The organism is Streptosporangium sp. NPDC049078, assembly GCF_040648855.1.
GTDB lineage: Bacteria > Actinomycetota > Actinomycetes > Streptosporangiales > Streptosporangiaceae > Streptosporangium.
In genome coordinates, this window is the sequence record NZ_JBEZEL010000004.1 from 166,182 (window position 1) to 185,832 (window position 19,651).

The following is a 19,651-nucleotide window of genomic DNA, read 5'->3' on the forward strand; positions in this document are numbered from 1 at the left end:
GTGGTCGTCCCTACGGCTCCTGCCCACCGGAGTCCCGATCACGCGGGTCCCGCCCCATCCGCCACCAGCGCAGGGACACCCACAGCCCGGTCGCGACACCGATCAGCACGGCCAGGACGTACACCGCGCGGATCGTCTCCGGTGAGGTGTAGCCGTTGCCCGCCACGAGGATCGCCATGAGCAGCGCGGACAGCAGTCCCACCCCCACACCCCCGGCGATCCCGAGCAGCCCCACCTTCAGAGCGCGTGACAGACGGCCGCCGGGAGGCCGGGGCACCGGCGTCATGACGGCCATGAGGCGGCCCACGACGAGGGCGGGATCGTCGTCGACCCCGCCGGCGACGAGCTGGACGGTCACCCCTCCGCGCTCGGGCTCGCTCAGGCAGATCCATTGGCGCTCGTCGAGGAAGACCGTGGCGCCTCCCGCACCGGGAACGGTCAGCCACAGGAAGGGCGTGCCCTCGGGGAACGTCCTGACGCCGTGTCTGGCCGTCGGCGCGTGCACGTCGAGCGCCGCGCCGAGAGCCCGCAGCGCCACCTCCTGGCCGGATATCCCCACGGCTGCCTCCCTTCCTCGTCCCTGTGCGGCGCGCGACCGGGCGCTCGCCTTCCGGCGGGGCGCCCCGACCCGAGGGGCGCCCGGAGGATCGGAGCCGTACGGCGGACCTCGTACGGCGGATCCCGGGGGGCCGGGCCCCGCTCTCGGCGGGGCCCGGCGAGCGGTCAGGCGGATCTCACACGGCGGACCCGCGCAGAGAACCGGTCTCGGCGAGGGAAGGGGAGCAGATCTCGTCCAGCAGGTCGCGAAGCCGGGCCCGGTGGTCCTGGTCGGCGAGCCTGCCGTCGGCGTCGAACGGGGCGGGGGTCGTGGAGACGGCCAGTTCCGCGCCCCGCACCACCGCGCCCGCCGCGCCGAGCGCCCTGCGCAGCTGGATCTGCGTCCACATTCCCTCGTGGGCGCGCGGGCAGGCGGTCACCACACCCACCGGCTTGCCCATCAGGACCGCACCGCCCCGCGCGCAGACGATCCAGTCGAGCGTGTGTCCCAGCTGCGCCGGGAGCGCGCTGTGCGCCGGTGCGGTGATCAGCACACCGTCCGCGGCGGAGAGGCGGCGCCACAGATCGGCCACCGGCCGCGGGAGCCCGCTCTCCGCCAACGGCGGCACCTGCTCCAGGCCCCGCCAGATCTCGAAGTCCACCGTCGCGGGCAGTTCCCGTGCCGCCGCCTCCAGGAGCCTCCAGACGTACGCCCCCGGGCGAAGGCTTCCCGCGATCCCAACGATCCTCATTCCCGGCCCCATCCTGTCGCCGTACGGCGACGTCACGAGTGAGAGAGGTTCCGCCCTCGGTCACGCGGTCGAGGCCGCCGGCCGGGCTCCCCCTCGAACTCACCGACACAAACCGCTACTCGACCTCACCGTGACGCGAAGAGGGAGGTCCGATCGTGGTACGGGTCGAGCCGCCCCGCTCACGAACCCCGGAACGGCGATCACGCTTCCGTGAACCAGCACGGCGACGGCGGTGCCGGCGAACCTCACACTCCATCACACTCGGGGCCTGCCCTCAGTGCGGGGGGACGAACATGATCAAGCGTATCCTTCGCGAAAAAGCAGGTTATTTCTCTGTCAAGGGCGGCGAGGGCGCTGGAGGAAAGGCCGGTCCCGCGCTATGGAGCCCCCGGGTAGGTGCGGGGAGCCGCCCGGTCGGTGACCCGCTTGAGCTCGAAGAACGCCTCCTCGGTGGCGAGCACCTTGAACGCGTCCCAGAGCCGCCCGGCCCGCTCGCCGGTCGGGATCTCGCTGACGACGGGGCCGAACTGACCGGCGTGCCCGTTCACCGAGATGGTCGGGACGCCGATCAGCGCCTGGTTCCGCTCCCCCGCCGGCACCAGGGCGTGCGAGGCGTGGATCGCCTCGTCCCAGGTGTCGTCGCTCCGCGCCGCGAGCAGTTCGGGGGGCAGTCCGGCGTCGGCCAGCGCGGTGGCGATCACCGGCTCCAGCGACTCCATCGCGGCCCGCCAGCCCGCGAGACCGCCGTCGGGCGTCGTGTCGCGGGCGCGCCGGAACAGGCCGTCCTCGCCGTGGTAGCGGGTGCCGAGCGCGGTGTAGAGCTCGCCGACGGCGGCGTCCCCGGCCGCCGCGCGTGCCGCCGCGAACACCCGGATGGTGCCCCGGCCGAGCTCGACGATCTCGCGGTACTCCTGGGACATGTCCTGTTTCTCGTTGAGCACCGCCAGGCTCATCTCCCGCCAGTTGATCCTGATGGGACGCACCTCGCGCACCTCCAGAATCCAGCGGGAGGTGATCCAGGCCCAGGGGCAGCCGGGATCGAACCAGAAGTCGACCAGATCCTCACTCATCGGAATCCTCTTTTCCGTGGAAGTTCCTCACAGCATCGGACCTCAAGCACACTGAAGGTCAAGTTCGCCGACCGCACCGGAGCCGGGCACGAGCCGCGGCCACCGGCGTTCCCTGGGGCCGGACGCCGGGATCCCGCCCGTCCCGTGCCGCGCACGTGCCACCGATCTCCCCGGGGGGGAGCCCGCCGCAGCTGATCAGTCGTGGCCACCGACTCGCCACGACGCGGCCCGCGCGGGGTAGGGGGCTAACCGGCCGACGCGGCGCGCCGGGCGGCGGGGGTGATCGCCGCCACCAGACGCGGTGCGAGGGCCGCCGCCTGGGCGCGGATCTCCGGGATCGCCGTCGTCTCGTACAGGCTTCCGCGCAGCAGAGGGCCGAGCGTGAAGATCCTGTCGTCCGCTTCTCCCGACGCGTCCAGGACCGCACCGCCGGGATCGGCGTCCAACCCGAGCCGCAGCCGGTCCGGCCGGACCACGCCGTCGGCGACGAGGCGGGCGAGGAGGGGGTCACGGGCGATGTCGGTGCCGGGCCCGGTGGCGTTGACCAGCCAGCCGACGTCGAGTTCGCGGACGGCGCCGTCGGTGCTCACCTGGGCGCGCAGCCCGCGAGGGCCGGCGGTGGCCCGGAGCAGCCGGCCGCGGATCAGGTGAAGGCGGCCGCCGGCTCTGAGGTCGGCGATCCTGGCGGCCGTGGGGGGAGGGATCCGGTGGCGGTGAACCTCCCAGTGGCGAGCGGCCAGGCCCAGGAACCGCCGCTGGTCGTCCGGGGTGAGCCGGGCCCACAGTCTCTGGGCCTGTGGCCGCAGGCCGTCGACCACGCCGTACCAGTCGCCCCCGTTGTCCCGTACGGCCAGACGCACGGCGCGGAGCAGGTCGCCGATCCCCAGCGGCCCGTCCGGGATCGATGTCGGGACCGGTGGCGGCACGGGCCGGGGGTGCGGGCGCGGCAGCAGCGCGTGCCGCGACACCGCGTGGACCACGGTATCCGGGTGCGCCCGGGTCACGCTGACCGCCACGTCCACCATGGTCAGCCCGGTCCCCAGCACGAGCACCGGCGCGCCGTCGCGGATCTCCGAGAGCGCGTCCGGCGCCCACGGGTCGGCGACGTAGCCGGGGCTTTTCTCGTCCACGATCGGCGGCCTGGCGGACTGCGCGCGGTTGCCCAGGGCGAGCACGACGGCCTCGGCGTCGATCCCGCCGCCGCCCGACAGGTGGACCCGCACCCCCCGGTCCCTGGTCAGGGCGCTCACCGTGCCCTTCACCCTGCGCACCACACGGACGGGCCACTCCTCCGCGTCGGCCAGCAGGTCGCGAAGGTAGCGCCCGTACGTCTGTCTGGGCAGGTAGTCGGATTCGGAGACGTCCAGCCCGTCGTCGAGGGCCCAGCGCAGGAAGTGGCCGGGGTCGTCGTCCAGCCCGCTCATCTTGTTCGCGCAGGCGTTGAGGAGGTGATGCGGATCGGTGGTCGAGTACGCCTGTCCCAGCGCGTGCCGCCCGTACCGGTCGATCAGCACGACCTCCAGCGGCATGTTCCGTGCCCGCGCCTCGCGGAGCAGGTGGACGGCCGCCAGCGTGCCGCTCGCGCCGCCGCCCACGACGGCGACCGATGGGTAACCTGACACGCGATCCAGCATAACCCACTATCCCTACAGGATATACGGGATAGCAAGAACACGGGCCGCCCCATTCGCGGTCTTGACGCTTTCGGCGGCGAGCACCCCCTCCGAGGGCACCGCCCCCTCCCACCTCGACGGGAGGGGGGAGCGCGCACGGATGACAGAAAACTACTTTTGAGGCATTGAAAATGAAGGAAATCATCATTGATGGGTAACCTGCCTTGAGACACCTTCCTCCGCCCACCCGCCACACGACGCCTACCTCGATCAAGGTGACCGCATGCCCCATCGCAGCCCCGACCTGGCCCGGCTGGCCATGACCGTCCTCCAGCCCGGGTTCGACGGCACCGAGCCGCCCGGATGGCTGCTGCGCGCACTCGGCGAGGAGGGCCTCGGCGGGACCGTGTTGTTCGCCCGCAACCTCACCGGTCTCGGCCACACCGCCGATCTGGTCGCCCGGCTGCGCGCGGAGAACCCCGCCGCGGTGATCGCGGTGGACGAGGAGGGCGGGTCCGTCACCCGTCTGCAGGCCGCGCGGGGCAGCTCGTGGCCGGGCAACCGGGCACTGGGCGTGGGCGACGACGTCGAGGCGACCCGGCTCGTCGCCCAGGAGATCGGCCGCCTCCTCGCCTCCGCCGACATCACCCTCGACTACGCCCCGGTGGCGGACGTCAACGCCAACCCGGTCAACCCGGTGATCGGCGTCCGCTCCTTCGGCGCCGACGCGGAGCTGGTCTCCCGGCACACCGCGGCCTGGATCTCCGGGCTCCAGGGGACCGGGGTCGCCGCCTGCGCCAAGCACTTCCCCGGCCACGGCGACACCCACACCGACTCCCACCACGCCCTGCCGACCCTGCACGCCTCCGCGCGCCTCCTCGCCGAGCGCGATCTGCCCCCCTTCCGCACCGCGGTGGCCGCGGGGGTGCGGGCCGTCATGTGCGGGCACCTGCTGATCCCCGCCCTCGACCCGGAGAATCCCGCGACGCTGAGCCGGAGGATCGTCACCGGCCTGCTCCGCGAGGAGCTGGGATTCACCGGCATGATCGTCACCGACGCCATCGAGATGCGCGCCGTCGCGGCCCTCCATCCGCCGGGGGAGATCGCGGTCCGCGCCCTGGCGGCCGGGGCCGACGCGATCTGCGCGGGCATCTCCTCCCCCGGGGGCGAGAACGTCCACGAGTTGCGCGACGCCATCGTGGACGCCGTACGTGAGGGCAGGCTCGGCGAGGACCGGCTGGCCGAGGCCGCCTCCCGCGTCCTCGCCCTGTCCGGCTGGTACGCCTCGGACGCCGCCGCGCGGGCGCGGGCGGCGGGGATCGCCGCCAGGGACGCGGGGGACGAGGGGGAGGAACTCGGCCTGCGGACCGCTCGGTCGGCCATCCGGGTGACCTCCACGGCCGCTCCGGCCGTGCTCTCCGGACCGCCGTTGGTCGTCGACATCGCCCCCCGGCTGAGCGAGGCGGTCGAGCCGGGCACGCTCACCGGTCTCATCGGCGCCTTCGCCGAGGTGCTTCCCGGCACCGTCGGCCACGTCGTCACCGTGGAGGCGCCCGAGCTGCCCGACCTGGGTGACGAGAGCCGCCCGCTGGTGATGGTGGTGCACGACGCCGGGCGCCACCCCTGGGTCGGCGAGCTGCTGGCGCGGGCCGTCGCGCTGCGCCCCGACACCGTGGTGATCGAGACCGGGATGCCCGGCACCCCCACAGGGGCCGTGTACGTGACCACGAACGGCATCTCCCGGGCTTCGGCCCGCGCCGTGGCCCGCTGGTTGACCGGTGACCAATAGGCTGATTTATGACATGAAAGGCGCTTAATGAACGTCCTCGACGGCCCCACCCCCGTGAACCTGGTGGCCACGGTGAGGGCCGTCCTCCCCTCCCTCACCCCCGCCGCCCAGTCCATCGCCCGTCTCATCCTCGACGACCCCGGCGTCGTGGCCCGCAGCACCATCACCGAGTTCAGCGCGGCCTCCGGCACGAGCGAGGCCACGATCGTGCGCACCGCGAGGGCCCTTGGCTTCGCCGGATACTCGCAGCTGCGCTTCGCCCTGGCCGCGGCGGTGGCCAGGAACGAGCCGGAACGGCTGGTTCCCGGCGACCTCGGCCCCGACGACCCGCTGACCGACGTGATCGCGAAGGTGGCGAGGGCCGAGTCGGAGGCGCTGGCCGACACCGCGGCCCAGCTCAACCCCGACCGGCTGGGCCTGGTGGTGGAGGCGATGGCCGGAGCCCGCAGGGTCGACGTCTACGGGGTCGGCGCCTCCGGGCTCGTCGCGGTCGACATGGCGCAGAAGCTGATGCGGATCGGCCTGCCGGGTCACGCCTACACCGACGCGCACCTCGCGCTGACCAGCGCGGCACTGGTACGAGGCGAGGACGTCGCGGTGGCGGTGAGCTGCACCGGCGAGACCCCGGACGTGCTCGCGCCCGTGCGCGTCGCGCGACGGGCGGGCGCCACCACGGTGGCGATCACCAACAACCCGCGCTCCTCCCTGGCCGAGCTCGCCGACCACGTCCTGGTCTCGGCGGGCAGGGAGACCGCCTTCCGGCCGGGTGCCCTGGCCAGCCGGATCAGCCAGCTCCTCATCGTCGACTGCATATTCGTCGGCGTCGCCCAGCGCACCTTCGAGACCTCCGACGCGGCCCTGAGGGCGACCAGGGACGCCATCGACGGCTTCAGGACCGACTATCGCCGCAGGAGCAGGTCCGGCTCAGGACAGGCGCAGGGCCTCGGCGGCGACGGCGTGGCGTAGGTCACGAATGCCCGCCCGGCCGCGCAGGGGGTGGACGTTGTTGGTCAGCAGGACGACGGTGAGGGCGCGTTCGGGATCGACGACGAGCGAGGTGCCGGTGAAGCCCGAGTGACCGTAGGCGTCGGCGAGCGGGCCGACGATCGCGGGATCGCCGATCCGCACGCCCAGGCCGTGGCGGAAGCCCGCGTCCCTCACGCCGTGGTCGCGGGTGAGCTCCGCGACCGCGCCGGGCCCCAGCACCGGCGCTCCCCCGGTGCGCAACGCCTCGGCGAAGCGGAGGAGGTCGTCGGCGGTGGAGAAGATCCCGGCGTGCCCGGCGACCCCACCCAGGCCGTGCGCGGTCTCGTCGTGGACCTCGCCGCGCACGCATCCGGGCCCCGGGCGCTCGGGTTTGTGCTCGGTGGCGACGATCCGGGGCAGCAGGGACGCGGCGGGACGATATCCGGTGTCGGGCAGGCCCAGCGGCTCGACCACCCGGGTACGGGCGAGCTCGTCCAGGGAGGCCCCACCGGCGATCTCCGCCACCCGGCCCGCCGTGATCAGCCCGACGTCGGAGTAGAGGTAGCGCTCGCCCACCGGACCGATCGGCGGTGTCGAGAGGATCCGCTCCATGCGCGCGGCGCGGATCTCCGGGCCGTCGCCGGGGATCTCCTCGTGGGCCCTGCGTCCCGGCGGCAGGCCGGCGGTGTGGGTGAGCAGGTGCCGCAGGGTGACCTCGGGGGCACCGCCGTAACGACTGGACAGCCAGGCCGCGACGGGCTCGTCCAGGCCGAGAAGGCCGTCCTCGGCGAGTGACAGGACGACGGCCGTGGTGAAGAGCTTGGTGATCGAGGCGAGGTCGAAGATCGAGTCCCGGAGGGCGGGTGGCCGGTCTCCGGCGAGCTCCTCCGAGGCCGACGAGTAGCGCACGGCCTCCCCCACCGCGGCGGCGGCCACCGTGACACCGCCCACGGCGATCGCGGCCACCGCCGCCGAGCAGACGCGCGGCACGGCCGCCCCGAGGATCCCGGCGAGCCGGGCACCCTCGTCACGCTCGGACATCGTTCCCGCCTCCGGTCCCCGGTCCCGGCTCCGCACCCGGCGTCGCTCTCACGTCCGGCGCCGGCTTCCCTTCCGCCGGAGGTTCAGGCGCCCCTGGCCCGTCCCGCCTCCAGCGCCGCCTCAAGATGGTCACCGTGCCGCTCCAGCAGGACCCGGGCACCGTCGGCGTCGAGGCCGTGCTCGATCATGAGTACCGCGACCTTCACGTGCCATCCGGCGGCCTCCAGCGCGGAGCGGGCGGCCGACGGTGCCGCCCCGGTGATGTCACTCACCATTCTGGCCGCCCGGTCGGCCAGCTTGGAGTTCATCGCCGACACCTCGATCATCGTGTTGCCGTAGGTACGGCCCAGCCTGACCATCGCGATCGTGGAGATCATGTTGAGGACCAGTTTCTGCGCGGTCCCCGCCTTGAGCCTGGTGGAGCCGGTCACCACCTCCGGGCCGACGATCACCTCGATGGGGTGCCGCGCGGCCGCCGACAGCGGGGTCGCGACGTTGCACGACAGGGCCACGGTCAGGGCTCCACGGCGGCTCGCCTCGGCCAGCGCGCCGAGCACGAAGGGCGCGCGACCGCTCGCGGAGACGCCCACCACCGCGTCGAGCGCGCCCACTCCCCGTTCCGCCAGGGCCGCCGCTCCCCCGTCCCGGTCGTCCTCCGCGCCCTCGACCGAACGCGTCAGCGCGGGAGTGCCGCCCGCGATGACACCCTGGACGAGCTCGGGGTCGGTACCGAAGGTCGGCGGGCATTCCGAGGCGTCCAGCACGGCCAGCCGGCCCGACGTCCCCGCGCCCACGTAGAACAGGCGGCCACCCGACCTCATCCTGGCCACGACCGCGTCCACCGCGGCCGAGATCTCCGGAACCGCCTCGGCGACCGCCGCGGGCACCGCGGTGTCCGCGGCGTTCATCAGCCTGGCCACCTGCTCGGTGGGGAGCAGGTCGATCCGGCTGTAGCGCGGATCGCTCTGCTCGGTGGAAAGCGTGGACAGCGTGGCTACTTGATCACTCATGACATCCCATGTCGTTAGTTGTCCTGTCTCACTGCCGTCAACCAGATGATCATCTGGCAGCGAGGAAGTCGCGGCCGCGTACCCGGCAGGAACCCGTACATCGGGTCACCCCGGTGTGCCGAGGCCCTCATGACAGCCCACGGCGATAGAGCCAGAAGACCCGCTCGGCGTGCGCGCCGACCGTCCTGGCGTAGAAGCGCAGCGGCCCCACCCAGCCGATCTGGGCACTCGACATGCCCGCGGCCCGCTGCTCGGCGAGACAGCGGCGTACGAGCACGCGACCGACCCCCAGGCCCCGCGCGGCCGGCGCGGTGCCCATCGGGCCGAACCAGGAGGGCCGCGCGCCCCACGCGGCGAAGCCGAGGATCTCGCCGTCCCTGACGGCGTAGTGGCAGCCGGTGGCCTGCTCCGCCTCCCAGGCCCAGTTCGCGTTCCACTGTTCCTCGACGAAGGCCGACACGGCGGCGCGGTCCCCGGGGGCGACGGCGTGCACGGTGACCCCCAAGGCCGCCAGCCGCCCGAGGTCGGCGTCGACGGACAGGTCGCCGGTGAGGTCGGCGGTCATGTTCCAGGCGACGTTGTGGCGCTCGTAGCCGAGGCTCTCGGCCAGGCAGGCCGCCGCGGTGTAGCGCACGTCGATGCCCGGCCAGGCGTAGCAGGGCGGGTTACCGGCGAAGCGCGCCTCGGTCGCCCCCCGGCCGCGCAGCCAGTCCTCGGCCGCGGTGACCAGCGCCCGGCCCAGGCCCGCTCCCCTAGCCTCGGGACGTACGGCGAGCAGGTCGAGATGGCCCGCCCACGGGTCGCGCGCCGACATCGAGGCGAACACCACACCGTCCAGACCGCGCGTCACCAGCGCCGTCCAGGAGCGGTGCGCGGGCGGCGCGGCGAGACGGGCGACCAGGCTCGCGGCCTCCCCCGCGTCATGGGCGAGAGCGGCCCCGGCGATCTCCGCGAGCGCCTCCGCGTCGGCCGCGACGGCCTGCCTGATCCCGGACAGCTCGCCGATCTCGGACGCCGCACGGCTTCCGGGCAGATCGCGGATTCCCGTCGATTCCGGGCTCCTCGACGTCTCAGCGGCCCCCGGCGCCTCGCCCGCACTCCACGACCCCGCCCCGGGTCTCTTTCCCAGCGGGGTCACGGGTGACCGACCGGCATCGCGACGACGTTGCGTGGAGCGGGGTGGAAGCAGGCGTGCTCCTGGGGCGTACCGCCGTCGTGGCCGAGCAGCGGGTGCTCGGACTCGCAGCGGCCGGTACGGAACGGGCAGCGCCGGGCGAACAGGCAGCCTTCGTCGAGGCGGCTCTCGTCGAGCGCCCCGGTCGGCGTCACCGGCTCCTCGCCCGGCCGCTCCAGGCCGTGCAGCACGGGGATCGCCGACAGCAACGACTGGGTGTACGGGTGCACCGGAGCGGAGATGATCGTCTCGACGTGGCCGCGCTCGACGACCTGCCCCCGGTAGATGACGTACAGCTCGCCGTCGTCGCCGATGTAGCGCGCGGTCGCCACGTCGTGGGTGATGAACAGCACGCTCACCCCGAGGCGCTCGCGAAGGTCCTTGAGCAGGGCGAGGATGCCCAGCCGCAGCGATACGTCGATCATGGAGACGGCCTCGTCGGCGACGAGCATCTCGGGGTCGACGGTGAGGGCGCGGGCGATGACGACCCGCTGGCGCATCCCGCCGGAGAGCTGGTGGGGGTAGCGCGGCAGCACGTAGCCGGGGTCGAGGCCGACCAGTTCCAGCAGTTCCTGGGCACGTCCGTCCGCCCACGAGCGTGATCGGCCGGTCTGCGCGGCTCGCAGTGCCAGCGGCGCGTCCAGCGTCTGGTGCACCGTACGGGTCGGGTTGAGCGCCGAGTACGGGTCCTGGTGGATGAGCTGGATCCTGCGGAAGTGGGGCTGGCGCTGCCTCGGACGCAGCGACGACATGGGCGTGCCGTCGATGACGATCTCTCCGGAGTCGTAGCTCTCCAGCCCGGCGATGATCCGCCCCAGCGTGGTCTTGCCGCAGCCCGACTCCCCGATGAACGACACCGCCCCGCCCTTGGGGATGGCGAAGTCGACGCCGCGCAGTGCCTTCACCTCCCGGCCGGCGAGTATGCCGCCCCGCTGCTTGAAGGTCTTCGTGACTCCCTGTCCAGTGATCACGCTTTCTCCCTCGGCCCGTGTGTCCCGGCGGGCCTTCCGGCCCCCCGCGAAACCGCGTCCCGGTCCTCGTGGGCGTTCCCGTTCGTGTTCGCGGCCCCGTTCCCGGCGCCGCCGTCCGTCCCGTCCGTGGCGCGTGCGGCGGCTCCGTCGCCGGTCCGGTGCGCGGTGCGCGCGGCGTTCGCGTCCTCGTCCGCGTGGCGGGCGGCGACGGCGTGGCAGGCCACGATCCACTCGCCGCGCGTGACGGCGGGCGGCTCCTCGGTCTCGCAGACGTCCATGCGCAGCTCGCAACGCTCCCTGAAGACGCATCCCCTCGACGGGACGGTCCCAAGCGTCGGCGGACGGCCGGGCAGTGCCCTCGCCTCCCCGATGTCGCCGACCAGACGCGGGATGGCCCGGATCAGGCCCTGGGTGTAGGGGTGGCGGGGTGCGCCGAGCACCTCGGTGGTCGGTCCCTGCTCCACCACGCGTCCGCCGTACATGACGGCCAGCCGGTCGGCGACCTCGGCCACCACGCCGAGGTCGTGGGTGATGACGAGCGTGGTGAGCCCGCGCTCCTCGTGGACCTCCCTGATGATCCGCAGGATCGTGGCCTGGCTGATCATGTCGAGCGCGGTCGTGGGCTCGTCCAGCACGACGAGATGGGCGTTGAGCACCAGCGCGAACATGATGCCGACCCGCTGGCGCATCCCGCCGGACAGCTCGTGCTGGTGGGAGTCGAGCACGCGCGCGCCGTCCAGGCCCATCCTGCCGAGCAGGTCCTTGGCGTCCCTGACCAGCTCCCTCAGATCCTGGATGTCGTGCGAACGCCCCAGGTCGAGGAGTTGCTTGCCGACCGTCTTGAGCGGGTTGAGGGAGTTCTGTGCCGCCTGGAAGACGTACCCGATGTGCCGTCCCCGCGCCCGGCGCAGATCGTCGCCCCGCAACTCCACGACGTCGCCGAGCCCGTCGATCTCCACGCGGCCCGAGCGGATCCTGCCGGGAGGCTGGACCGCGTTCAGCAGCGACAGCGCCAGGGTGGACTTGCCCGACCCCGACTCGCCGACCACCCCGGTGATCGTCCCCGGCACCAGCTCAAGGTCGATCCCCGACACGGCGGGCAGTTCTCCCGCCGACGTCCGGTAGACGACGGACAGGTCGTCGACGCGCACTCCGGGCGGGCCGCTCCTTCCCGCCTCGCGGGAGTTCGCCGCGCCCTGGGCGCTCGCGGTGCTCTCGGTGCTGCCGGTGCCCTCCGGATTCCGGGAGCCCCGGGTGCGCCGGGCGCTCAGGGTTCTCACGGCGGCGGCCAGCCGCTCGCCCGGTGTCACGGACACCTTCTCCGAACGTGCGAACATCTGTTCAGTCCTCCCGCAACCGGGGGTTGAAGATCTCGTCCATGGCGTCGACGACGAGGACGATGCCCAGGGTGAGCAGCAGGATCGCCAGCAGCGGCGCCAGCATGTACGGCAGCGCGGTGGTCGTCGTCAGCGCGCCGCCGCCGAACACGGCGAGGTTGAGCATCACGCCCCAGTTGTTGGCGTCGAACGGCAGGACCCCCAGGAAGAACAGGCCCACCTGCGCGTACACCGCGCCGGTCACCGCGATGAGCATGTTCATCGCGATGAAGGGAGCCATGCTGGGCAGCAGTTCCCTGCCGACGATGTGCCTGCCGGACAGGCCGAGCCCTCTGGCCGCCTCGATGAAGCCGCGCTCGCGCAGCGAGAGGGTCTGCGCCCGTACGGCGCGCGCCACACCGCCCCAGCCGAGGAGTCCGAGCACCAGGCCCATCTCGAGCGCGCTGGTGAACTTCCAGACGGTCGACAGGACGAGCAGCAGCGGCAGGGCGGGAATGGTGAGCTTCATGTCGGTGATCCGCATGAGCACGGAGTCCCAGCGGCCGCGCCGGAACCCCGCGAAGAGCCCGACGGCGGTGCCGACGGCCACCGTGATCACGGCGGTGACCAGCGCGGTCAGCAGGACGTACCGGGCGCCGGTGACCACCAGGGCGAGCACGTCCGTGCCCTCGAAGTCGGTGCCGAAGGGGTGTGCGAGGCTCGGCGCGGCGTAGAGCGCGTTGTCGTCGCGCGGCAGCCGCGCGGGGTAGAGCAGCGGCCCGAAGATCCCCATGAACGCGAACATGGCCAGGATCGCCACGCCCACGATCCGGCTGGGCTTGCGCCGCAGGACCCGCCAGACGCCGCGCCGGAAGTTGCGCCGCAGCGTCGCGCGGGTGCCGGCGATCCCCGGGGTCCCCGGGGTCCCCGGGGTGCCGGGTGCGCCGGGGGCGCCACCCGTGATGACCGGTGCCGTCACGCGATCACCCCCGTGGTGCGGGTGTACGGGCTCGTGAGATCCGCCGCCCGCGTGCCGGAAAGGCGGTTTCCCACGGCTCCCCTGATTCGTCCGGTCATGACGCCTCCTGTCCGGAACGGACCCGTGGGTCGATGGCGGTGTAGAGCATGTCGGCGACGATGTTCGCGATGACGATCGCCACGGTGATCAGCAGGAAGGCCCCGCCCATCAGCGCGTAGTCGCGGTCGGTGATGCTGTTGAGCAGCAACAGGCCGAGCCCCGGGTAGGTGAAGATCCGCTCGATGAAGATCGCGCCGCCGAAGAGCAGACCCAGCGAGAGCGCGAGGATGGTGAACAGCGGCAGGATCGCGTTGCGCGCCACGTAGCGGAAGATGACGCCGCGCTTCATGCCGCGCAGCTCGGCGGCGAGGATGAAGTCGTCGCCCAGCACGGTGACCACGCTCGACTTCATCGCCAGGATCCAGCCCCCGTATCCGGCCAGCGCGTAGGTGAGGATCGGCAGCGTGGCGTACTGGATCAGCGAGCCGATGTAGGGAGCGTTGAGGCCGGGTTCGAGCGTGACGTCCGCCGTGCCGCTCGCGGGGAAGATCGGCAGCAGCGTCGTGAAGACCGCGCTCAGCAGCAGCGCGAGGACGTACTGCGGCAGGCCGTGCAGCAGCGAGCCCGAGACGGCCAGGATGTCCCCCAGCTTGCTCGACCGCTTGATCGCCGCGTAGACGCCCAGGATGATGCCGACCGCGAAGCTGAGCAGGGTTCCGATGAGCACCGGCAGGATCGTCCACGTCGCCGCCGAGGCGAGCAGGGTGGTCACCTCCGCGCCGGGAACGCTCAGCGACTGGCCGAGGTCGAGGTGGAGCAGACCTCTCATGTAGTCGACGTACTGCTCCCACATCGTGCCCTTCGGCATGAACCCGTACAGCACCGCGACGGCGCGTTCGGCCTGTTCCGGCGACATGCCCTGCTCGACCAGCTTCTCGTAGCGGGCCCGCATGGGGTCTCCGGGGATGTTCCTGATGATCACGAAGCTGATCGTGGTGACCACCAGGATCATGGCGAGCCCGCGGACGAGGTGGCCCGCGAGGCGGCGTGCGATGACCGTCATATCTGGCTCCTCCTCTTGATCATGCCCAGCTGGAGCCAGACCCCGGAGGTGAGACGCAGCGCGTCGCTGTCGTCGCCGGGGAATCCGGTGAAGCGGGTGGTGTTGACGACCTGGGTGTTGACGTAGTCCCACAGCTGGATCACCGGGAGGTCCTGGTTGGCGGTCCTGGCGAGGGTCGAGACGATGCCCCGCTGCTCCGCCTCAGGCACGGAGTTCAGCTTCACCGCCAGCTCACCGGGATTGACCCTGCCCACGCCCTTGACGTCGATGATCTCGGCGCCGCCCATCCAGTTGCCCTCCGTGCCGGGGGCGACGTGCTTGAGCCTGCCGCCGAAGAGCTGCCAGCCGTTCTGCGCGCCGTACAGACGCTGGAAGATGTTGTACGGGGCCGGGCCGAGCGCCACCAGCCAGAAGCCGAGGTCGTACTTCCCCGCCGCCATCTCCTCCAGGTAGAGCGGGTAGTCGGCGGTGGTAACGACCTGCGCGTCGATCCCGGCGTCGTTGAGCTGGCTGGTGACGGCCTTGGCGCCCGCCAGCCAGTCGGAGAAGGAGGCGGGCACGTTGATGGTCATCTTCCAGGGGCTGCCGTCGGGCATCGTCCACCTGCCGTCGACCTTTCTCATCCCCGCGGCCCGCAGCTCGCTCTCGGCCCTGGCGGGGTCGTGCCGGTAGGGGTCCAGGGCTGCGATGCCGTTGCCCAGCCACGCCTTCGCGGCCTCCTCGTGCAGGCCGGAGGTGGTGGCCGAGGCGGCGCCCCCCTCGGGGGAGGCGACCTTGGTGACCTGCGCGCGGTCGATCAGGTACGCCAGTGCCCGGCGTACGTGCACGTTGTCGTAGGGCTTCCTGGACTGGTTGAACGCGAGTCCCATGCTGACCGGCGAGTATCCCCTCACGATGGTGTTTCCCGGGGTCTCGGTGATCCGCCGCATCACCCCCGCGGGGACCGCGGTGAACGGGGCGTTGTCCAGCCTGCCGGAGACCAGGTAGTTCCAGACCTGCTCGTTGCCGGTGTAGTTGAGGATGCGCACCTGGTCGGCGGCGACGTTGGCCGCGTTGTAGAAGTTCTCGTTCTTGACCAGCAGCGCCTCGCCCGGGTTGACGCGCTTCAGCACGAACGGCCCGGCCGAGACGTCCCTGGGCGGGGCGAAGGAGATCACCTTGTCCGCGAGGCTGGTGATCCCCGCCCGTGCCACCTCCGCGCCGGGGGCGTCGCTCTGCGCGAGCTTCAGCTTCTGCCAGAAGTCGGCGGGCAGCACGCCGCGCCAGACGTGCTCCGGGACGATGACGGTCTCCATGACGCTGCGGACGAAGGAGGAACTCGGGTTCTTCGCCGCCTGGGTGATCTTGATGGTCCGATCGTCCACGATCTTGATGTCGGAGGCCGTACCGGCCGCGGAGGGGTCGAGGGCGTAGGCGGTGCCACCCTGGGTGTAGGCCACGCCGATGGAGAACCTCACGTCCTCCGCGGTGATCGGCTCGCCGTCGGACCACCTGCCGTTCGGGCGGAGCTTGAGGGTGATCGAGGACTGGTCGGGGGCGACCTGCCAGCTCTGCGCGACCCCCGGGTAGAACCGGTTCGGATCGGTCAGGTGATTCTTGGTCCACCCGAGCCACTCGGCGTTGAACCCCCGGAAGGCGTTGCCCTTGGGGTTGTACGGGTTGACCGGCGCGTTCGCGTCGATGCCCGGCTTGAGCGCGTCGATCGTGGTGAAGACGTCACCGGCGGAGCTGGCGGAGTCGGCTGTGTTACCGCCGCACGCCGCGGTGGCGGCTGCGAGGCAGAGGGAGACCGCTGCCGCTGCTAGTCGCTTCATGAACGCTCCGTTGGGTGTTCTTCGAGGTCAGGGCACTGATACCGAGGTGTGGCGTTGTCCGGACAATACGTTCGCCCTGCCGTCGGCGTCAATTATCTCCACTTTCGTGATGTTCTCTGTAGCTTTCCTTCACCGGCCGCCGGCCGAGGTTTCACCCCCGCGCCGATCACCGTCGGCCCCGTGTGGAGCGGGCGATCCGATCCGCGCGGAGAAGATCCGGTCCGCGCGGGGAGGTGGACGATCTCACCGGGGTGTGAGGCCGCCCAGCGGCCCCGGACCCGGCCCCGTCCGGAAGGCACGAAGGACACGGAAGGCCGCGAGACACGAGAGCGGGCTGAAAGTTACACCCTCCCGGCGAGAACCGCGCAGGTCAGGACCCCGCGGACGCGGACGGCTTCCTGCCCCCGCCCGGGACGCCTAGCATCGGCCCGCAGCCGGGCGAGACCGAGGCGGGAGCGGAAGATGCGAAGAACGGCACGCGGAGGCGGCACGATTCTCACGGTTCTGGCGACCGCGATGGCCGCGGTCGTGACCCTGGGACTCCTGCTCGCGGGCACCGCGGTCCCCGCGCAGGCGGCGGCCACCAGGATCATGGCACTCGGGGACTCCATCACCGGCTCCCCCGGATGCTGGCGCGCCCTGCTGTGGAACCGCCTCGTGAACGCGGGGCACACCGGCATCGACTTCGTCGGCACCCTGCCGCCCCAGGGCTGCGGCGTCGCGCACGACGGGGACAACGAGGGACACGGCGGGGCGCTGGTCACCAACGTCGCCGACCAGAACCAGCTTCCCGGCTGGCTCTCGGCGACCAGGCCCGACATCGTGATGATGCACTTCGGCACCAACGACGTCTGGAGCAACCGCCCGACCGCCACCATCCTGTCCGCGTACGGCAAGCTGGTGGACCAGATGCGGGCGAGCAACCCCGACATGAAGGTCCTCGTCGCCCAGATCATCCCCATGAACCCCGGCACGTGCGGTGAGTGCGCACAGCGGGTCTCCGCGCTCAACGCGGCGATTCCCGGATGGGCCGCGAGCAAGACCACCGCGCGGTCACCGGTGATCGTGGTCGACCAGTGGACGGGCTTCACCACCGGGTACGACACCTACGACGGGGTGCACCCCAACGCGTCGGGCGACCAGAAGATCGCCGACCGGTGGTTCCCCGCGCTGGCCGCCCTGCTCGGCTCCGGGCCGACCACCACCCCGACCCCGACGATCACTCCGACGCCGACCGTCACGCCCACGGCGGGCCGTGGTTGCACCGCCGTCTACCAGACGACCAACCAGTGGTCGGGCGGCTTCCAGGGCGAGGTGACCGTCAAGAACACCGGCCCGGTGGCCATCACCGGCTGGACGGCGAACTGGACGTTCACCGGGCGGCAGATCAACCAGGCGTGGAACGCGACCGTGACCCAGTCGGGAGCCGCCGTCTCGGCACGGAACGCCACCTGGAACGGCTCCCTGGCACCCGGCGCGACCACGGTCTTCGGCTTCCTCGCCTCGGGGCCGGGCTCCCCCGTCCCCGAGGTGTCCTGCACGGCCGACTGACCCGCGGGGCCCCGCGCCGGAGTCCCCTCCCGGCCCCGGCGCGAGGGGCCGTGCGGGACGCCGACCGGCGCGAACACGAGCGGGCCCCCGGCCATTTGAGGCCCGGGGGCCCGCTCGTTTTCGCGCCCTACGACGCTTCCCCGCCCTGGCTCAGGGCGCCGGGAAGCCTCTCCAGCAGGCTCTTCAGATCGTCGGCGTGCTCCTCTTCCTGGGCCAGCAGGTCCTCGAAGACGCGCCTGGTGGTCACGTCGTCGTTGCCGAGCCAGTTGACGATCTCCGTGTAGGAGGCGATCGCGATCCGCTCCGCGACCAGGTCCTCCTTGACCATCTCGATCAGGTCGAGGCTGTCGTCGTACTCGGCGTGCGAGCGCGCCGCCAGCGTCTCGGGGTTGAAGTCCGGCTCGCCACCGAGCTGGACGATGCGCTGGGCGAGACGGTCGGCGTGCTCCTGCTCCTCGGCGGCGTGCTCCAGGAACTCCGCGGCCACCACCCCGGCGTGGATGCCCGAGGCGGTGTAGTAGTGCCGCTTGTAGCGGAGCACACAGACCAGCTCGGTCGCCAGGGCCTCGTTGCACACCTGGATCACCCGGGGCAGGTCCGCGCCGTAGGCCGACGTGATGGGACCCTTGTCGATCTCCTGACGCGCCCGCGCCCGGAGCTCCTTGATATCTGTGAGGAATTCAGCCATGAGCCTGCCCTACCCAGAATCGGCGGGTTATCCAGCACCTTTTGTTCGCGGTGTCGCTTTCTGGGTAGCCGCCCGCTCGACATGGGAACAGCGACGAAGGTCCCGCAGACGCGGACCATGAACGGTGAAGAGCTCTCGGCCGACCACGCCTGGGCCGCCCTGCGCGAATACGGCCGCTGGCATCTGGTCCGCGACTCCTTCAGCAGGTTCAGATACGGCGAGGGCATGACCAACGCCAGGGCCCTGGCGTTCCAGGTCTGCCTGTCGATCATCCCCGGCGCGATCGCGCTGGTCGGGCTGAGCTCGGTGATCAACCAGGAGCATCTCGGCGAGGTGCTGGAGCTGGTCCTGAGCAAGCTCGCGCCGGGGGCGGGGGTGGAGGCGGTCAAGGACGTGCTCTCCGACAGCCACCGGCAGGCGGGCCGCACCGGGGGTGTCATCGCGCTCTGGCTCGGCCTGGCCACCGCCGTGTCCTCGCTGACCAGCGCCATGGCCCAGGTGGAGCGGGGGGCGAATCGCATCTACGGCGTCGAGCGGGACCGTCCCTTCCATCGCAAGTACGGCAGGGCCCTGCTGATGGCGCTGACGGCCGGCGCCTTCATGACCGCCGGTTTCGTGGTGATGGTCGGAGGCGGCGCCATCGGCAGGGCCCTGGCCCAGGTCTACGACTGGAGCGACGGCGCCAGGGAGGCGTTCGACCTGGTGCGCTGGCCGCTCGGCTTCCTCCTCGCGCTGCTGTCGACCTCGGTGCTGTTCCGCGCCGCACCGCGCAGGAGGCAGCCCGGTCACACCTGGCTGGCGTTCGGTGCCCTGGTCTCGCTCGTCCTGTGGACGGTCTTCACCCTCCTGCTCGCCTTCTACACCGAGAGCAGCGGCACCTTCGGCGCCACGTACGGACCGCTCACGGCCGTCATGGCGCTGCTGCTGTGGTCGTTCCTCAGCTCGATCGCCCTCTTCCTGGGGCTGGCGTTCGCCGCGCAACTGGAGGCCGTCCGCGCCGGGCGGGCGGATCCCGTTCACCCCGACCCCGGTCCCACCGCGGCCGAGGAGCGAGAGCCCCTGGTCGGCGCGGTGGGTACGGCGGCCGTCACGATCGCCAGGACGCTCGTGGGAGCCCTGCGCGGGCGCCGGCGGGAATCGGGGAACGGGCCGCCTCGTCCGTAGCGGCTCATCCCTGAAGGCCCGCCCGTAGCGGCCCGCCCATAACGGTGCGCCCGTAGCGGCCCGTCCGTAGGCGACCCGTTCCACGACGACCGGCCGCTCCGCCGTCTCGTCCCA

The 19,651-nt window shown here is 72.0% G+C and carries 17 protein-coding genes; 4 read left to right on the forward strand and 13 right to left on the reverse strand.

Annotated elements, in window-relative coordinates; genetic code table 11:
- Positions 1 to 10: 10 nt before the first annotated feature.
- From AB0B90_RS07890 to AB0B90_RS07905, 4 genes are all read right to left on the reverse strand, one after another.
- Positions 11 to 559 (reverse strand): hypothetical protein, encoded by a 549-nt coding sequence (locus AB0B90_RS07890; RefSeq protein ID WP_350946250.1) that lies wholly within the window; start codon positions 557 to 559, stop codon positions 11 to 13.
- A gap of 175 nt (positions 560 to 734) precedes the next feature.
- Positions 735 to 1,289: an NAD(P)H-dependent oxidoreductase gene (locus AB0B90_RS07895; protein ID WP_362921513.1), complete on the reverse strand. Its 555-nt coding sequence runs from the start codon at positions 1,287 to 1,289 to the stop codon at positions 735 to 737.
- 377 nt (positions 1,290 to 1,666) lie between these two features.
- Positions 1,667 to 2,359, reverse strand: a complete 693-nt coding sequence (locus tag AB0B90_RS07900; RefSeq protein WP_350946252.1) for a DsbA family protein — start codon at positions 2,357 to 2,359, stop codon at positions 1,667 to 1,669.
- Between the two features lie 245 nt (positions 2,360 to 2,604).
- Positions 2,605 to 3,981 (reverse strand): FAD/NAD(P)-binding protein, encoded by a 1,377-nt coding sequence (locus AB0B90_RS07905; RefSeq protein WP_362921515.1) that lies wholly within the window; start codon positions 3,979 to 3,981, stop codon positions 2,605 to 2,607.
- Between the two features lie 274 nt (positions 3,982 to 4,255).
- On the opposite strand from AB0B90_RS07905, the gene AB0B90_RS07910 reads away from it, so the two are divergent.
- Positions 4,256 to 5,761, forward strand: coding sequence for a glycoside hydrolase family 3 N-terminal domain-containing protein (locus AB0B90_RS07910; RefSeq protein ID WP_350946254.1), 1,506 nt, complete (start codon positions 4,256 to 4,258; stop codon positions 5,759 to 5,761).
- A 27-nt stretch (positions 5,762 to 5,788) separates the two neighbouring features.
- Positions 5,789 to 6,727: a MurR/RpiR family transcriptional regulator gene (locus AB0B90_RS07915; RefSeq protein ID WP_362921517.1), complete on the forward strand. Its 939-nt coding sequence runs from the start codon at positions 5,789 to 5,791 to the stop codon at positions 6,725 to 6,727.
- Here AB0B90_RS07915 and AB0B90_RS07920 read toward each other — a convergent pair.
- The 8 genes from AB0B90_RS07920 to AB0B90_RS07955 form a co-directional block, all read right to left on the reverse strand.
- Positions 6,686 to 7,768 (reverse strand): serine hydrolase domain-containing protein, encoded by a 1,083-nt coding sequence (locus tag AB0B90_RS07920; RefSeq protein WP_362921519.1) that lies wholly within the window; start codon positions 7,766 to 7,768, stop codon positions 6,686 to 6,688. The two genes, AB0B90_RS07915 and AB0B90_RS07920, sit on opposite strands and share 42 nt — an antisense overlap.
- Positions 7,769 to 7,851: 83 nt before the next feature.
- Positions 7,852 to 8,778: an N-acetylmuramic acid 6-phosphate etherase gene (gene murQ, locus AB0B90_RS07925; protein ID WP_350946257.1), complete on the reverse strand. Its 927-nt coding sequence runs from the start codon at positions 8,776 to 8,778 to the stop codon at positions 7,852 to 7,854.
- A gap of 127 nt (positions 8,779 to 8,905) precedes the next feature.
- Positions 8,906 to 9,916 (reverse strand): GNAT family N-acetyltransferase, encoded by a 1,011-nt coding sequence (locus AB0B90_RS07930; RefSeq protein ID WP_362921521.1) that lies wholly within the window; start codon positions 9,914 to 9,916, stop codon positions 8,906 to 8,908.
- Entirely contained in the window at positions 9,913 to 10,923 is a 1,011-nt protein-coding gene (locus AB0B90_RS07935; RefSeq protein ID WP_350946259.1) for an ABC transporter ATP-binding protein, read from the reverse strand. Before AB0B90_RS07935 ends, AB0B90_RS07930 begins: the two co-directional genes overlap by 4 nt.
- The gene (locus tag AB0B90_RS07940) at positions 10,920 to 12,260 is read right to left on the reverse strand and encodes an ABC transporter ATP-binding protein (RefSeq protein ID WP_362921524.1); all 1,341 of its coding nucleotides are present in this window, start codon (positions 12,258 to 12,260) and stop codon (positions 10,920 to 10,922) included. The genes AB0B90_RS07935 and AB0B90_RS07940 overlap by 4 nt, the downstream gene beginning before the upstream one ends.
- Positions 12,261 to 12,264: 4 nt before the next feature.
- Positions 12,265 to 13,218 (reverse strand): ABC transporter permease, encoded by a 954-nt coding sequence (locus tag AB0B90_RS07945; RefSeq protein WP_362921526.1) that lies wholly within the window; start codon positions 13,216 to 13,218, stop codon positions 12,265 to 12,267.
- Positions 13,219 to 13,312: 94 nt separating this feature from the next.
- Positions 13,313 to 14,320, reverse strand: a complete 1,008-nt coding sequence (locus AB0B90_RS07950; protein ID WP_350946262.1) for an ABC transporter permease — start codon at positions 14,318 to 14,320, stop codon at positions 13,313 to 13,315.
- Complete coding sequence (locus AB0B90_RS07955) at positions 14,317 to 16,134, reverse strand: ABC transporter substrate-binding protein (RefSeq protein WP_362921528.1); 1,818 nt, start codon at positions 16,132 to 16,134, stop codon at positions 14,317 to 14,319. The genes AB0B90_RS07950 and AB0B90_RS07955 overlap by 4 nt, the downstream gene beginning before the upstream one ends.
- Before the next feature lie 462 nt (positions 16,135 to 16,596).
- Here AB0B90_RS07955 and AB0B90_RS07960 point away from each other — a divergent pair, with 462 nt between their 5' ends.
- The gene (locus tag AB0B90_RS07960) at positions 16,597 to 17,685 is read left to right on the forward strand and encodes a cellulose binding domain-containing protein (RefSeq protein ID WP_362921530.1); all 1,089 of its coding nucleotides are present in this window, start codon (positions 16,597 to 16,599) and stop codon (positions 17,683 to 17,685) included.
- Between the two features lie 127 nt (positions 17,686 to 17,812).
- On the opposite strand, the gene AB0B90_RS07965 is transcribed toward AB0B90_RS07960, so the two are convergent.
- The gene (locus AB0B90_RS07965; RefSeq protein ID WP_350946265.1) at positions 17,813 to 18,373 is read right to left on the reverse strand and encodes a ferritin-like domain-containing protein; all 561 of its coding nucleotides are present in this window, start codon (positions 18,371 to 18,373) and stop codon (positions 17,813 to 17,815) included.
- 117 nt (positions 18,374 to 18,490) lie between these two features.
- Between AB0B90_RS07965 and AB0B90_RS07970 the strand changes: the two genes are divergently transcribed.
- A complete protein-coding gene (locus tag AB0B90_RS07970; protein ID WP_362921533.1) occupies positions 18,491 to 19,537 on the forward strand; it encodes a YihY/virulence factor BrkB family protein in 1,047 nt (348 codons plus the stop codon).
- Positions 19,538 to 19,651 lie beyond the last annotated feature (114 nt).